Source organism: Sphaerisporangium dianthi (genome assembly GCF_042654065.1).
GTDB classification, from domain to species: Bacteria; Actinomycetota; Actinomycetes; order Streptosporangiales; family Streptosporangiaceae; genus Sphaerisporangium; species Sphaerisporangium dianthi.
Window position 1 is genome coordinate 64,082 of sequence record NZ_JBHSFP010000017.1, and the last position, 13,767, is coordinate 77,848.

Annotated in this window: 12 protein-coding genes and 1 riboswitch; of the genes, 10 read left to right on the top strand and 2 right to left on the bottom strand. The window is 71.3% G+C overall.

Annotated elements, in window-relative coordinates; translation table 11 throughout:
* The first annotated feature begins 21 nt into the window (after positions 1 to 21).
* Complete coding sequence (locus tag ACFO60_RS23440) at positions 22 to 1,224, top strand: cytochrome P450 (protein WP_380843467.1); 1,203 nt, start codon at positions 22 to 24, stop codon at positions 1,222 to 1,224.
* Positions 1,225 to 1,248: 24 nt separating this feature from the next.
* On the opposite strand, the gene ACFO60_RS23445 is transcribed toward ACFO60_RS23440, so the two are convergent.
* Entirely contained in the window at positions 1,249 to 2,214 is a 966-nt protein-coding gene (locus ACFO60_RS23445; RefSeq protein WP_380843469.1) for an SAM-dependent methyltransferase, read from the bottom strand.
* A 158-nt stretch (positions 2,215 to 2,372) separates the two neighbouring features.
* Between ACFO60_RS23445 and ACFO60_RS23450 the strand changes: the two genes are divergently transcribed.
* From ACFO60_RS23450 to ACFO60_RS23470, 5 genes are all read left to right on the top strand, one after another.
* Positions 2,373 to 3,263, top strand: coding sequence for a Rossmann-like and DUF2520 domain-containing protein (locus ACFO60_RS23450; RefSeq protein ID WP_380843471.1), 891 nt, complete (start codon positions 2,373 to 2,375; stop codon positions 3,261 to 3,263).
* The gene (panC, locus tag ACFO60_RS23455) at positions 3,254 to 4,138 is read left to right on the top strand and encodes a pantoate--beta-alanine ligase (protein WP_380843473.1); all 885 of its coding nucleotides are present in this window, start codon (positions 3,254 to 3,256) and stop codon (positions 4,136 to 4,138) included. The genes ACFO60_RS23450 and panC overlap by 10 nt, the downstream gene beginning before the upstream one ends.
* An 89-nt stretch (positions 4,139 to 4,227) precedes the next feature.
* Positions 4,228 to 6,780, top strand: a complete 2,553-nt coding sequence (locus tag ACFO60_RS23460) for an L-aspartate oxidase (RefSeq protein WP_380843475.1) — start codon at positions 4,228 to 4,230, stop codon at positions 6,778 to 6,780.
* Positions 6,780 to 7,562, top strand: a complete 783-nt coding sequence (locus tag ACFO60_RS23465) for a type III pantothenate kinase (protein WP_380843477.1) — start codon at positions 6,780 to 6,782, stop codon at positions 7,560 to 7,562. The genes ACFO60_RS23460 and ACFO60_RS23465 overlap by 1 nt, the downstream gene beginning before the upstream one ends.
* Positions 7,563 to 8,259: 697 nt before the next feature.
* Entirely contained in the window at positions 8,260 to 8,424 is a 165-nt protein-coding gene (locus ACFO60_RS23470; protein WP_307837838.1) for a helix-turn-helix domain-containing protein, read from the top strand.
* 246 nt (positions 8,425 to 8,670) lie between these two features.
* On the opposite strand, the gene ACFO60_RS23475 is transcribed toward ACFO60_RS23470, so the two are convergent.
* Positions 8,671 to 9,726, bottom strand: a complete 1,056-nt coding sequence (locus ACFO60_RS23475) for a C40 family peptidase (RefSeq protein WP_380843479.1) — start codon at positions 9,724 to 9,726, stop codon at positions 8,671 to 8,673.
* A 29-nt stretch (positions 9,727 to 9,755) separates the two neighbouring features.
* Positions 9,756 to 9,961, bottom strand: a riboswitch (cyclic di-AMP (ydaO/yuaA leader).
* Positions 9,962 to 10,332: 371 nt separating this feature from the next.
* Between ACFO60_RS23475 and ACFO60_RS23480 the strand changes: the two genes are divergently transcribed.
* The 4 genes from ACFO60_RS23480 to ACFO60_RS23495 all read left to right on the top strand — a co-directional run bounded on the left by ACFO60_RS23480 (position 10,333) and on the right by ACFO60_RS23495 (position 13,716).
* Entirely contained in the window at positions 10,333 to 10,878 is a 546-nt protein-coding gene (locus ACFO60_RS23480; protein ID WP_380843481.1) for an amino-acid N-acetyltransferase, read from the top strand.
* A 115-nt stretch (positions 10,879 to 10,993) separates the two neighbouring features.
* A complete protein-coding gene (locus tag ACFO60_RS23485; protein WP_380843483.1) occupies positions 10,994 to 12,385 on the top strand; it encodes an RDD family protein in 1,392 nt (463 codons plus the stop codon).
* A 170-nt stretch (positions 12,386 to 12,555) separates the two neighbouring features.
* Positions 12,556 to 13,269 carry an RDD family protein gene (locus ACFO60_RS23490; RefSeq protein ID WP_380843485.1) on the top strand — a complete coding sequence of 238 codons (714 nt, stop codon included), beginning with the start codon at positions 12,556 to 12,558 and terminating at the stop codon, positions 13,267 to 13,269.
* Positions 13,270 to 13,557: 288 nt separating this feature from the next.
* A complete protein-coding gene (locus tag ACFO60_RS23495) occupies positions 13,558 to 13,716 on the top strand; it encodes a hypothetical protein (protein WP_380843487.1) in 159 nt (52 codons plus the stop codon).
* The last annotated feature ends 51 nt before the right edge of the window (positions 13,717 to 13,767 follow it).

The window sequence follows — 13,767 nt, forward strand, 5'->3', positions numbered from 1 at the left end:
TATCCCACTTACCATTGGATTGTGCGATTTGATCCATGGAATCCCGAGTTCGCCGCGCATCCGTACGACGTCTACCGCCGGCTGAGGGACACCGAGCCGGTCAGCTTCTTCGAGCCGACCGGCCAGTGGCTCGTGGCCCGGCACCGGGACGTCAACGCGGCGCTGCGGGACCGCAGGCTGGGCCGGTCCTACCTGCACGTGGCCTCGCACGAGGAGTTCGGCAGGCAGCCGGAACCGGATTTCCAGGAGCCGTTCTGGCGGGTGAGCCGCGCCGCGATGCTGGACGTGGAGCCGCCCGTGCACACCCGGCTGCGCCGGCTGGTCTCCAAGGCGTTCACCCCGCGCATGGTCGAGGAACTGCGCCCGAGGGTGCGCCGCGTCGCCGGGGAGCTGGTGGACGGCTTCGTCGAGCGCGGGGGCGGCGACCTGATCGCCGAGGTGGCCGAGCCGCTGCCGGTGACGGTCATCGCCGAGATGCTCGGCGTGCCCGAATCCGACCGGCACCTGCTTCGCCCCTGGTCGGCCGGCATGTGCGGGATGTACGAGCTCGCGCCGTCGGTCGAGGCGCAGCACACGGCGGTTCGCGCCGCGTCGGAGTTCGCGGACTACCTGCGCGCGCTGGCCGCCGAACGCCGCGCCCGCCCGGGGGACGATCTGATCAGCGCGCTCGCCCAGGTGGTGGACGAGGGCGACAGGCTCACCGTCGACGAGCTCGTCGGCACCTGCATCCTGCTCCTCAACGCCGGGCACGAGGCCACGGTGAACGTCACCGGCAACGGCTGGTGGGCGCTGCTGCGCAACCCCGGCGAGCTTGAGCGGCTGCGGGGCGACCTGTCGCTGCTGCCCACCGCCGTCGAGGAGCTGATGCGCTGGGACACTCCGCTGCAGCTGTTCGAGCGCTGGGTGCTCGAGGACGTCACCATCGGCGGGGTGGACATCCCGAAGGGCGTCGAGGTGGCCCTGCTTTTCGGCTCGGCCAACCGGGACCCGGAGGCGTTCGAGGACCCCGACCGGCTGGACGTCGGCCGCAAGGACAACCCGCACATCTCGTTCGGAGCGGGCATCCACTTCTGCCTGGGCGCCCCTCTGGCGCGCGTCGAGCTGGCGGAGTCTTTCGGCGCGCTGCTCAGGGCCGCCCGCAAGATCGAGCTCGTCGAGGAACCGGTGTGGAAGCCGAACTACGTCATCCGCGGCCTCGAAGCGCTGAAGATCTCCACCGGCTGACCGGACGGCCCGCGCGAGGGGGCGTCAGCGCTTCCATTGGGTGAGCCAGCCGAAGCCGCCGAGCCCGTCGGGGTCGATCAGCTCGGCCTCCTCGGAGGCGCGCGCGAGGGCGCGGAGATAGCCGCCCGGATCGGTGGCCGCCAGGGCCAGCGGAGGACGGGTGCCTTTGACCCCGAGATCGCGTAAAGCCTGCCGTTGTGTGGTCAAGGCTGTGGATATCGCACCGGCCCGCTCGCCGGCCGCCGCGCACGCGTCCAGCGCCACGTGCGCGGTGATATCGCAGGACCCGTCGGGTATGGCGGGCACGCAGGCCCCGTCACGGTACCCGGTCAGGGTGCCGTAGGGCGGCCGGTTATCCACAGGGTGTGCATAATCGACGGCCACCGCCAGCCCCCGTGCCAGCCTCTCGATGACCGACGCCCACGCCTCGTCGCGAGGACGGCCGATCTCGGCCCGCGCGCCGGTGCGGCGCAGCGGCCACCACCGCCGCAGCCACCGATCGTCGGCCTCGCCCGGCGGGTCGCCGAGCCGCTCTCGACCGGACTCGGGATCGACCAGCACCAGGCGGGGTCCCTCGGGCGTCTGCTCGGCGACGTCCAGCGGGATGTTGTCGAGCCACTCGTTCGCGATCACCAGTCCGGTGATCGTCTCGGGGAGGGCGGGCGACCAGGTGACGCGCTTGTCGAAGTCGTCGGGCGGCGGGGACAGGTCGACGGCCGTGACCCGCAGCCGCTCGGCCAGGCCGGGGCCGACGGTGTCGAGCACCTGGGCGACCAGCGCGCCGTCCCCGGAGCCGACGTCGACCAGGTCGAGCTCGACGGGACGGCCCACCGCCTCCTCCACCGCGCCGAGCAGGCGCAGCACCGCCTGGGCGAACGCGGGTGAGGCGCCGACCGACGTGCGGAAGTGGCCCGACGGGCGCTCGCGGATGTAGAACCCGTCGTCGCCGTAGAGCGCCTGCTGCATGGCCTGCCGCCACGTGACCCACACGACACCGGACGTTACCAATTCCGGTCTTGGCCCATGACCGTCCCCGCTGACAGGCTGTGGACGACCACAGGGCGAGCCGGCCGGGCGCCCGGCACAAGGCGCGGGGCGACCGTTACGCTGGCAGCTGGCCTGATCCGTCGAAGGTGAACGGAAAAGTGATGGAGACAAGCGACCGCCCCGGGCGTCTCGCGGTCGGGGTGCTCGGCGCCGGGCGGGTGGGTTCGGTCCTCGGCACGGCTCTCGCGCAGGCGGGGCACTACGTCGTCGCGGCCTCCGGGGTCTCCGACGCCTCGCGCCGCAGGGCGCTCGACCGCCTCGGCGTGGACATCTCCGAGCCCGACGAGGTCGTCCGCGTCGCCGATCTGGTGCTGCTGACCGTGCCCGACGACGCCCTGCCCGGCCTGGTCGCGGGCCTCGCCGCGACCGGGGCCGGCCTGCGGGGCAAGATGCTCGTGCACACCAGCGGCGCCTACGGCCTGGCCGTGCTCGACGCCGCGACCGCCGCCGGCGCGCTGCCGTTCGCGCTGCACCCGGTGATGACCTTCACCGGCCGGGACGACGACATGCGCCGCGTTGTCGGCTGCTCGTTCGGCGTCACGGCGCCCGAACCGCTCCGCCCGGTGGCCGAGGCCCTGGTGATCGAGATGGGCGGCGAGCCGGTCTGGATCAGCGAGGAGGACCGCGCGCTGTACCACGCCGCTCTCGCGGGGGCGGCCAACCACATGGTCACCTTGATCGCCGAGTCGCAGGAGCTGCTGAAGAAGATCGGCGTCGAGCAGCCGGGCCGCATGCTCGGCCCGCTGCTCGGGGCCGCGCTGGACAACGCGCTGCGGCTGGGGCTGGCCGGCCTGACCGGGCCGGTCGTGCGCGGCGACGCCGCCACCGTGCGCAAGCACGTGGACGCGCTCATCCTGGCCGCGCCCGAGGCGGCCGACGCCTACGTGGCCCTCGCGCGGCTCACCGCCGACCGCGCGCTGGCCGCCGGCCTGCTCAAGCCCGAGGCGGCCGAACGCCTGCTCGACGCCCTGGGAGGCAACACATGGACGTGATCGTCGCCGGAGACCGCGCCGAGCTGCTCGCGGCGCGCGCCGCGCTGGGCGTGGGCGGGGCGTCCGGCGGGAGTCAGGCCGGCGGGGGCACGCTGGCGCTGGTCCCGACCATGGGGGCGCTGCACGAGGGGCACCGCTCGCTGATCCGCCTGGCTCGCGAGCGCGCCGACCACGTGGCGGTCAGCGTCTTCGTCAACCCGCTGCAGTTCGGCCCGCACGAGGACTTCTCGCGTTACCCGCGCACCTTCGACGCCGATCTCGCGGTGTGCGCCGCCGAGGGGGCCGGCCTGGTCTTCGCTCCGGCGGCCGGCCAGATGTACCTGCCCGACCGCCAGGTCGGCGTCTCCTCCGGTCAGATGGGCACGGTCGCCGAGGGAGCCTTCAGGCCCGGCCACTTCGACGGCGTGCTCACCATCGTGCTCAAGCTCTTCAACCTGGTCCAGCCGGACGTCGCGGTCTTCGGGCAGAAGGACGCCCAGCAGCTGGCGATGATCCGGCGGATGGTCGCCGACCTCGACGTGCCGGTCACCATCGTGGGGGCTCCCACGGTGCGCGAGCCGGACGGGCTGGCGCTGTCCAGCCGCAACCGCTATCTGTCGCCGGCCGACCGGGTCACGGCCCTGGCGCTGTCGGCCGCGCTTCGCGAGGGCGCCCGCCACACCCGGCCGAAGGACATCCTGCACGCCGCCCACGCCGTGCTGGACGAGGCCGCCCGCGCCGATCCGCCGCTGCTGCTGGACTATCTGAGCCTGGTCGACCCGGCCACGTTCACCGCCGTGGCCGACGATCACCGCGGCGAGGCCGTCCTCGCGGTCGCCGCCAAAGTGGGCGCCACCCGGCTGATCGACAACGCCGTTCTGACCCTGTCCTCCTGAGCGCGGCGGGGCAGGTGGCGGGTGGGCCCCGCGTGGCGGGGACACATGGGAATGCTTTATCGTCATATTGACGAAATAAGGGAGCCCCCATGACCCATCCGCCTATTCCCCGCCGGCTGGCCGCGCCCGAGCCGGGCTGGACCGTCACCGCCGATGTCGTCGTCGTCGGCTCGGGCATCGCCGGACTCACCGTGGCGCTCCGGTACGCCGAACTGGCGCCCGACGCCCGCGTGCTCGTCGTCACCAAGGACGTGCTGTCGGCCGGGTCCACCCAGTGGGCGCAGGGCGGCATCGCCGCCGTCCTGGACCCCGCCGACTCCTGGCCCGAGCACCTCAGCGACACGCTCATCGCCGGTGTGGGGCTGTGCGACGTCCGGGCCGTGCAGGCGCTGGTGACAGAGGGGCCGGGCGCGCTGCGGCGGCTGATGGCGCATGGGGCCCGTTTCGACCGGCAGCCCGACGGCGGCCTCCAGCTCACCAGGGAGGGCGGCCACCGCCGCGACCGCATCGTCCACGCCGGCGGTGACGCCACGGGCGCCGAGGTCCAGCGCGCGCTGGTCGAGGCCGTCCGCGGCGGCGCCTCCGCGGGTGGCCGCATCGAGATCATCGAGCACGCGCTGGTGCTCGACCTGCTCAAGGACGCCTCCGGCGCCACGTGCGGCGTCACGCTGCACGTCATGGGCGAGGGCGCGAGGGACGGCGTGGGCGCGGTGCGCGCGGGCGCGGTCGTGCTCGCCACCGGAGGCATGGGCCAGGTGTACGCCGCCACGACCAACCCGCTGGTCTCCACCGGCGACGGGGTGGCCCTGGCGCTACGCGCGGGGGCCGTCGTGCGCGACCTTGAGTTCGTCCAGTTCCACCCGACCGTCCTTTGGCTCGGCGAGGGATCGACCGGCCAGCAGCCGCTCATCTCGGAGGCGGTGCGCGGCGAGGGCGCCGTCCTGCTCGACGAGGCCGGCGAGCGCTTCATGGTGGAGGTGCACGAGCTGGCCGAACTGGCGCCCCGCGACGTGGTCGCCAAGGCGATCATGCGCCGGATGCTGGAGAGCGGCGCGAGCCACGTGCGCCTTGACGCCCGCCACTTCGGCGAGGACAAGTGGCGCGCCCGCTTCCCGACGATCTACGCGGTGTGCCTGGAACACGGCATCGACCCGGCGCGCGAGCCCATCCCCGTCGCGCCCGCCGCGCACTACGCCAGCGGCGGCGTCCGCACCGACCTGCGCGGGCGGGCCAGCGTCCCGGGCCTGTACGCCTGCGGCGAGGCGGCCTGCACGGGGGTGCACGGCGCCAACCGGCTCGCCTCCAACTCCCTGCTGGAAGGGCTGGTCTTCGCCGAGCGCATCGCGGCCGACCTCGCCGCCCGGCCGCGGACCGCCCCGGGCGAGCCGGTCGACGACGGCCGCGCCGCCGGGCTGGTGGACCCCCGGGTGCGGCCGCGCGTGCAGGCTCGCATGAGCACGGGCGCGGGGGTGCTGCGCAGCGGCAGGAGCCTCGCCGAGGTGGGCCACGGCCTGCTGGACGCCCGCTGGACCCCGGTGGCGGTCGAGCGGTGCACCGAGGCGTGGGAGGCCACGAACCTGCTCACCGTGGCGAGCGCCGTGGTGGCGGCGGCCCGGGCCCGCGAGGAGACGCGCGGGTCCCACTGGCGGGAGGACTTCCCGGAACGCAACGACGCCTGGTGGCTGGGGCACCTTGACATGACCCTGGCCGAGGAGGGACTGACCATGGCCTACACCAAGCACGACGACGATCGGGCGGCCGGTCTGCCGCACCAGCTCGAGGCCGAGCTGGCGGAGGCGGGCCTGGACCCGGCGGCGGTCATGACCCTGATCGGCACCGCCCTCGCCGAGGACGTCACCGAGCAGGGCGACGTCACGACGATCGCCACCGTGCCCGCCGACCAGGCGGCGGCGGCGGACCTCGTGGCCCGCGCCGACGGCGTGGTCGCCGGGCTCGCGGTCGCCCAGGCGGTGTTCCACGCTTCCTCAGGCGGTCGCCTGACCGTGGAGCGCCATGCCAAGGACGGCGAGCGCGTCTCCCGCGGCGACGTGCTGATGACGGTCGTCGGACCTGTACGCGACGTGCTCACCGCAGAGCGCACGGTGCTCAATCTGCTCACCCACCTGTCCGGCATCGCCACGCTGACGCACCGGTGGGTCGAGGCGGTGAGCGGCACCGGGGCCCGGGTCCGCGACAGCCGCAAGACCCTTCCTGGTCTGCGGACGCTGGAGAAGTACGCCGTGCGGTGCGGTGGCGGGGTCAATCATCGGATGTCCCTGTCGGACGCCGCCTTGATCAAGGACAATCACGTAGTGGCGGCGGGCGGGGTCGCCGAGGCGTTCCGGGCGGTACGACAGGCCTACCCGGAGCTGCCGATCGAGGTGGAGGTCGACCGCATCGACCAGATCGAGCCGGTGCTCGCGGAGGGGGCGGAGGAGATCCTGCTGGACAACTTCACCGTCGAGGATCTCGGTCGCGCGGTGGCCCTGGTGGGCGGCAGGGCGCGGCTGGAGTCCAGCGGAGGACTCCACCTGGAATCCGCCCGTGAGGTGGCCGAAACCGGTGTTGACTACCTTGCTGTGGGGTCGCTGACCCACTCGGCGCCCGCACTCGACATCGCTTTGGACCTTCGGGGGGCTTGATGCTGCTCACGATCGACGTCGGCAACACTCACACGGTGCTCGGCCTGTTCGAAGGCGAGGAGGTCATCGAGCACTGGCGCCTCGCCACCGACGCGAGGCGCACCGCCGACGAGATCGCGGTCGTCCTGCAGGGGCTGCTCGGCCAGAGCCCTCTGCTCAAGGACGCTGACATCGGCGGCATCGCCATCTGCTCGACGGTCCCCTCCGTTCTGAACGAGATGCGTGAGATGTGCCGGCGCTACTACGGCGACGTGACCGCCGTGATCGTGGAGCCCGGGGTGCGCACCGGGGTGCCGGTGCGCATGGACAACCCCAAGGAGCTCGGCAGCGACCGCGTCGTCAACGCGCTCGCCGCCGTCACGCTCTACGGGGGGCCGTGCATCATCGTCGACTTCGGCACCGCGACGTCGTTCGACGCGGTGTCGGCCAAGGGCGAGTACATCGGGGCGGTCACCGCCCCGGGCATCGAGATCTCGGTGGACGCCCTGGCGGCGGCGGGAGCCCAGCTCCACAAGGTCGAGCTGGTGCGCCCTCGCTCGGTGATCGCCAAGAACACCGTCGAGGCGCTGCAGGCGGGCATCATCTACGGCTTCGCCGGCCAGGTTGACGGCATCGTCGAGCGCATGGCGCCCGAGCTCGCGGCCGACCCGGACGACGTGACCGTCGTGGCCACCGGTTCGATGGCCTCTCTGGTGGTGAACGAGGCGCGCTCGATCGACGTGCACGAGCCCTGGCTGACGCTCATCGGGCTGCGGCTGATCTACGGCCGCAACACCGCCTGAGCCCCGGCCGCCGACCGCCCATAGCGGGCCGGCATCGCCGGCGGATGTCACGCCGGCCGTGCCGGCGCGGGTCGACGACGAGTGCGCCGCCGGGCCGCGGCCTCCAGCCGGCCACGCCGGCGATCAGGCGGCGGGCGGAGATCCATATCGAGGGCGTGCGGGCGGCGCGTGCCGAATAGGACGCGGTGCGGTGATCCGCTGCGGCAAATCCCGTGTGGCCATCGTGTTACGTCGGTGGCCGTGACCGGCGGGAAAAGGTCAGAAACGCCCGAAGGTTTCGCGGGTCGAATTCGCCGTATAGGGCGCCGGCCGTATATCCCCGAGCCAGGCGTCCCGGTGGGCGGCTCCGCCGAACCCGGCCTCCACCAGCACCGCGGCGGCCTCTCGTCGCGGGTGGTGCGCCGGCTTCCATGATCATCGCCGCTATCATCCCGGACCGGTAGGTTCGGGAGCATGTCACGAGTAGTTCACATATGCACTGGTATGTCAATCACAAACGTCATGGGTATGGAGGTCAGTGCTTGACGACCTTTCAACGCGGCGTTTAACGTTCCTGACGGGCGGGCCGAAGCATTCAGTATGTTGCCGAGTTCGTCGTGGGGGAGGACACCCGATGGCGTATCCGGATCTGGTTTCCCGAGGGAATGACATTCCTTCGGGATCAGACGGTGTTGGACTGAGCGACGATGATCTTCTATTGCTCGCCGAACTGGCCAAGGGCGTGACCGTCGACAGGGTCGGGCGGCGGCTCGACGTGAGCGGCCGCACCGTGCGACGCCGCCTGCGCGGCATCTGCGACCGCATAGGCGTGGCCACCGCCATCGAGGCCGTGGCCTGGGCGGCGCGGCGGCGCCTCATCTGACGCGCGCCGGGCGGCCCGATCCTCCGGCTGTGCCGGCGCGGGCGGCGCCGATTCATCCGGCCCGGGTGGCAGGCGGCGCCACCACCTCCGACCCGGGCGGCGCGGCGGCGCCGCCCGTCCGCCGCGTGCGCATCGCCCGCACGCGGCATCCGGCATGCGCCCGGTACGCCGTCCCGGCTCGGGGCCGCGGTCCGGCGCAGGTCCGCGGTCCGGCTCAGGCCCGCGGCCCGGCCGCGACCTGGCGCACTAGTCGGCGATGCGCACTCCACCCGCGAACGGGCGGTTGCCCAATGGGACCACCCGGACGACGTCACCGGTGCGCGGGGCGTGCACCATCATGCCGCCGCCGATGTAGATGCCGACGTGGTGCAGGTCGTTGTAGAAGAAGACCAGGTCGCCGGGGCGCAGTTCCTCCCGGGACACGTGCGTGCCCGCGGTCCACTGGTCGCCGGTGTAGTGCGGCAGGCTGATGCCGACCTTCTGGTAGGCCCACATGACCAGGCCGGAGCAGTCGAAGGTGCGCGGCCCCGCCGCGCCCCAGACGTACGGCTTGAGCTGCTGGGTCAGCGCCCACTTGGCGGCCTGGGCCGCCTTGCCCTCGCCCGGGATCGGAATGTCGATCTTCGTGGCCCTGCCGAACGTCTGGCCCGCCTGGGACAGCGCGCGCTTGAACAGGCTGCTCTCGGTCCTGGCGACCAGGCCGCGGATCTTGTCGCGGTGCGAGGCGAGGTCGGTGACGAGCTTCTTCACCTCGGCCTCGCGGGCCTTGGCGCCGGCCTTGGCGCGCTCGGCGTTCGCCATCGCCTTGCTGATCTGGGCGACCTCCTCACCCTGCTGCAACTGCAGGGCATAGGTCGTGGCCACGCGGTCGAGGTAGGCGTCGGGGTCGGCGGTCATGGCCAGGTTGAAAGGCGAGCCGAGACCGCCCGTCATGTAGGCGTCCTGGGCGTACATGCCGGCCTTGGCGCGCTTGGCCTCGAGGTCGGCCTCGCTCTTGACGAGGGTCTTCTTGGCCAGTTCGGCCGACCGCTGCGCCTGCTTGAGCCGTTCCTTCTGGCCGTTGTACTGCTCGGTGAGCGACTCGATCTGGTTGTAGAGGTGCTCGACCTGGTTCTTGAGATCGTTGAGGCTGGGCTTGGGCTCGGCCGTCGCGGCCACCAGGGGCGAGCCGAACGTGAGCGCCATCAGCGCCGTGGTGACCAGCGCGATGCGGCGTGGAAGGCGCCAGGACGCCGTCGGGGCGCCGCCGAACCGGGCACGGAGGCCGCGTTCTCGTGCGCGGGCGTGTCTTCCCGCGCTCATTCCAGGCGTGCGCCTAGGCTGCACCAACAAGCTCCTTCCCAAGGCCGCCTACCGGGTTAGCTGACGGGTTCGGGCCGGAGCAGCCCTACCGAGAACGTGACCATGGAGGATCGCGATGCCTCCTTCTCGGATTCACCCCAGGGGTGGTGGGGGCGCGGGGGTTTCCCCGTCTCCCACCTTTGGGTCCCCGGTTTCCCGCCGCTCGGACGAGGTGGGAATTAGGCGGTGCGGCCACCGCGGAGCGATGACCGACATTGACGCTGGACACTAGTGCAGTCCTGGTTCCTGCTCAACCAGAACTGCGAATTCTGTTGAGGTTGCACAACCGGGGTATCACGGAGAGATCACACGCGTGAGCGCCGCGCACCCGCGCCGAGCTGCGGTTACCCGGTGTCCGAGCGCTGATGCCACGGAAATCCGCAGGTCCGGGACCTTGTCGTGTCGCGCGTCGCCGGACCGCCCGGCCGCGCACACCCACTGCGCCCGAAGGGTGACGCTGTGCGATCCCGGCGCAGAGTTGCCAGGTGTTTCGGACAGACCGATATGGCGGAGCGGTGGCGGCGGCGTGCGGTGGCGTCCGCGGGAGGGCCGATACGCTGGCCCCTCATGGAGCAGGCAGCGCAGCGCGTACCGGCCGCAGGCGTGTCCGTCGTGAGGCGGGCCCGCACCTCCGACGTCCGGGTGATCCGGCGACTGGTCGACACCTACTCCGGTGACGGGCCGCGCCTTCTGCGCAAATCGACCGTGACCCTTTACGAGGACGTCCAGGAGTTCTGGGTGGCCGAGCGTGACGGCGCGGTGGTGGGCTGCGGAGCCCTCCATGTGCTCTGGGAGGACCTCGCGGAGATCCGCACGGTCGCCGTCGACGACGCCTGCCGCGGCCTGGGCGTCGGCCACATGATCGTCGCCGCGCTCATCGAGGCCGCCCGCGAACTGGAGGTCCGGCGCGTCTTCTGCCTGACCTTCGAGGTCGCGTTCTTCGCCAGGCACGGTTTCGTCCCGATCCAGGGGACGCCGGTGTCCCCGGAGGTCTACGCCGAGTTGCTGGACTCCTATGACGAGGGCGTCGCCGAGTTCCTCGACCTGGAGCACGTCAAGCCGAACACTCTCGGTAACACGCGCATGTTGCTGCACCTGAGTCCGCGATCTTGACCCTCCCGGTGACGGAATGGAAAGGTGACTGTTGATGCCGCTGTCGCTACCTTGGCAACATCACGGCATGTGCGCCTGACAGAGGACACGTGCGAAGCCGAAGTGAGGTGACACGGTGAGCACCGGACAGCCGCCGTACCCACGCGATGAGCCGGACGACGGTCATTCGTCCTCCGGCTCTCCGCAATATGGGCAGCAGAACCCCCCGGGCATCGATCCGGAGGTGACCGTCGTCCACCGTCCCCAGCCCACCTCCGAGCACGCGGCCCAGCCCCAGCAGGGCTACGGCCAGCAGGGGGCCTACGGGCAGCAGGCAGGGACGGGCTCTTACGGGCAGCCGGGCTCCTACGGTCAGCAGGGCGGGACCGGAGCGTACGGCCAGCCGTCCTATCCTCAGCAGTCCCAGGGGCAGGGCTACGGGCAGCAGCAGTACGGCCAGCAAGGGCAGCAGTCGTACGGCCAGCAGCAGGGGCAGTACGGCCAGCAGCCGCAGTACGGTCAGTACGGGCAGCAGGAGGCCCAGCAGGGCTACGGCCAGCAGGCGGCGCAGCCGCCCTACGGTCAGCAGCAGGGCGCGTACGGCCAGCAGGGCGGCGGCTATGGCCAGCAGCCCTACGGCCAGCAGGGCCAGGCGTACGGCCAGCAGCAGCCCTACGGCCAGCAGGAGGCCCAGCAGGGCTACGGCCAGCAGGCCCAGTACGGCCAGCAGGAGGCCCAGCAGGCGCAGTACGGCCAGCACGCACAGTACGGCCAGCAGGAGGCCCAGCAGGGCTACGGGCAGCAGCAGGGGCAGTACGGCCAGCAGGCGCAGTACGGTCAGCAGGCCGGCTACGACCAGCAGGCCGGCCAGTACGGCCAGGCCCAGTACGCGCAGCAGGCGCCTCCCTATGGGGCCGGCTACGGCCAGCAGGGCTACGGCCAGCCGCAGTACGGCCAGCAGGGGTACGGTCCCGCGGGTTATCAGCAGGCAGGCCCGGCCACCGGCGCGCAGCCCCCCGGCGCACCCGCGCCGCTGGCGGAGTGGTGGCAGCGCCTGGTCGCCCGCCTCGTGGACGTCGTGATCCTCGCCATCCCGTACACGATCATCAATGTCGCGCTGGCCGCGCTCATCATCACCTCGCCGAGCTTCGACCCCACCTCTGGTGCGATCACGCCGGGAGGCGGGGTCTTCCTGGCCGGCCTTCTGACGGCGATCCTGGCCGGGTTGTTCTGGGTCGGGTACGAGTTCTTGATGACCAAGCAGCGCGGCCAGACCGTCGGCAAGATCGTCATGGGCATCAAGATCGTCCCGGTGGACGGCACCACCGAGGGCGGGCTCGGCTCGGACGTCGCGATCAGGCGCGCCGGCGTCCTGTGGGGTCCGGAGCTCGTCGCGTGGATTCCGGTCGTGGGCCTGATCACGTGGGTGTTCTACCTGGTGAACGTCCTGTGGCAGTTCTGGGACAAGCCACTCCAGCAGTGTCTGCACGACAAGGTCGCCAAGACCGTCGTCGTGAAGATCAAGTAAGCGCGAGCGACCGGGGCCGGGGGACGATCCTCCGGCCTCGTTTGCTATATGCGACCGAGCCTGCGCCCTTCGTGGCGGGAAGCTTGGCGAAAAGGTAACGGACATACCCCTACATGCGATAGGACCTTGCACGAACCGCAGCTTCCTTCGCAGTCGCGAAAGGTGATCAAATGACGGCAGAACCACCCCCCGGCGGTCCCTATGACCCGCGGCAGGGGCCTGGCCAACAGCCATACGGGAACCCCCAGGGGGGCGGATACGGCGCCCCTCAACCCGGCTACGGCGACCCCCAGGGTGGATACGGCGCCCCCCAGGGCGGGTACGGCGCGCCCCAGGGTTACGGCGCCCCCTACGGCGCTCCGCAGGGCGCTCCGCTTCCTCCCGGCGCGCCCGCGCCGCTGGCCGAGTGGTGGGAGAGGTGGGTCGCGCGGATCATCGACACGCTCATCTTCGGTGTCGTGTACTTCATCCTGAGCCTCATCCTCACGCCGCTCTTCGTGCCGTCGACGGAGGACATTCTCGCCAACCCCGCGCTCGCGGTGGGCACCTCCATCGTCCCGGGCCTGGTGTCGGCGATCATCGCCTACGGCGCCTACGCCGCCTACGACTACGTGTTGAATTCCAAGGACGGCCAGACCATCGGCAAGAAGGTCATGAAGATCCGTCTCGTCGGCGTCGGCGGCGCCCCCGTGGATTCGTCGGCGCTGATGAAGCGTTCGGCTATCTACCCCGGCGTGCTGGTGCTGTACGGCATTCCCTTCCTCGGCTTCCTCGCCGCCATCTTCGTCCTCGTGCTCGGCGTGCTTATCCTCACCGACAAGCCGCTGCAGCAGGGCCTGCACGACAAGGTCGCCGGGACCGTTGTGGTCAAGGCTCCTCGCTGAGATCGGCTTTATTGACGGGACGGCCGCGGCGCGGCCGTCCCGTCCGTGTTTTCCGGGCGATCCACCTTTCCCTGCCATCCGGTAAGACGCCTGGAGAGACGGAGAATGCTGTGGAACGGTCCTCGGGCGGCTTTGGCGCCCGCCCCGCAACCCCCGCTGACCTCCTGTGGGGATAGAGTCAGATCGTGACTCCCGGATCAGCCCGCCGTGGCACAGAGCGTGGGAGTCTCGTGTGACAATTAACGCGGGAGGGGCACTGAATGCCACCCCCGCGTGGAGCGAGGATCAATGAACGATGTATTGTCCGCGTTGATACCACCCTTGGTGGTCGCCGCGGTGGTCATCATCGCGGTCGTCAAGCTGTTCCGTTCCGAAGCGGGGGGCCGGCGTCAGGAGGCGGAGTCCCCGGAGAAGTCATCTGAGGCATCTGAGGCTTCTTCCGACTGACCGGAGGGCCCGGCGCCACAGCTCCTCTTGAACCCGTGGGTTCCCTGAATT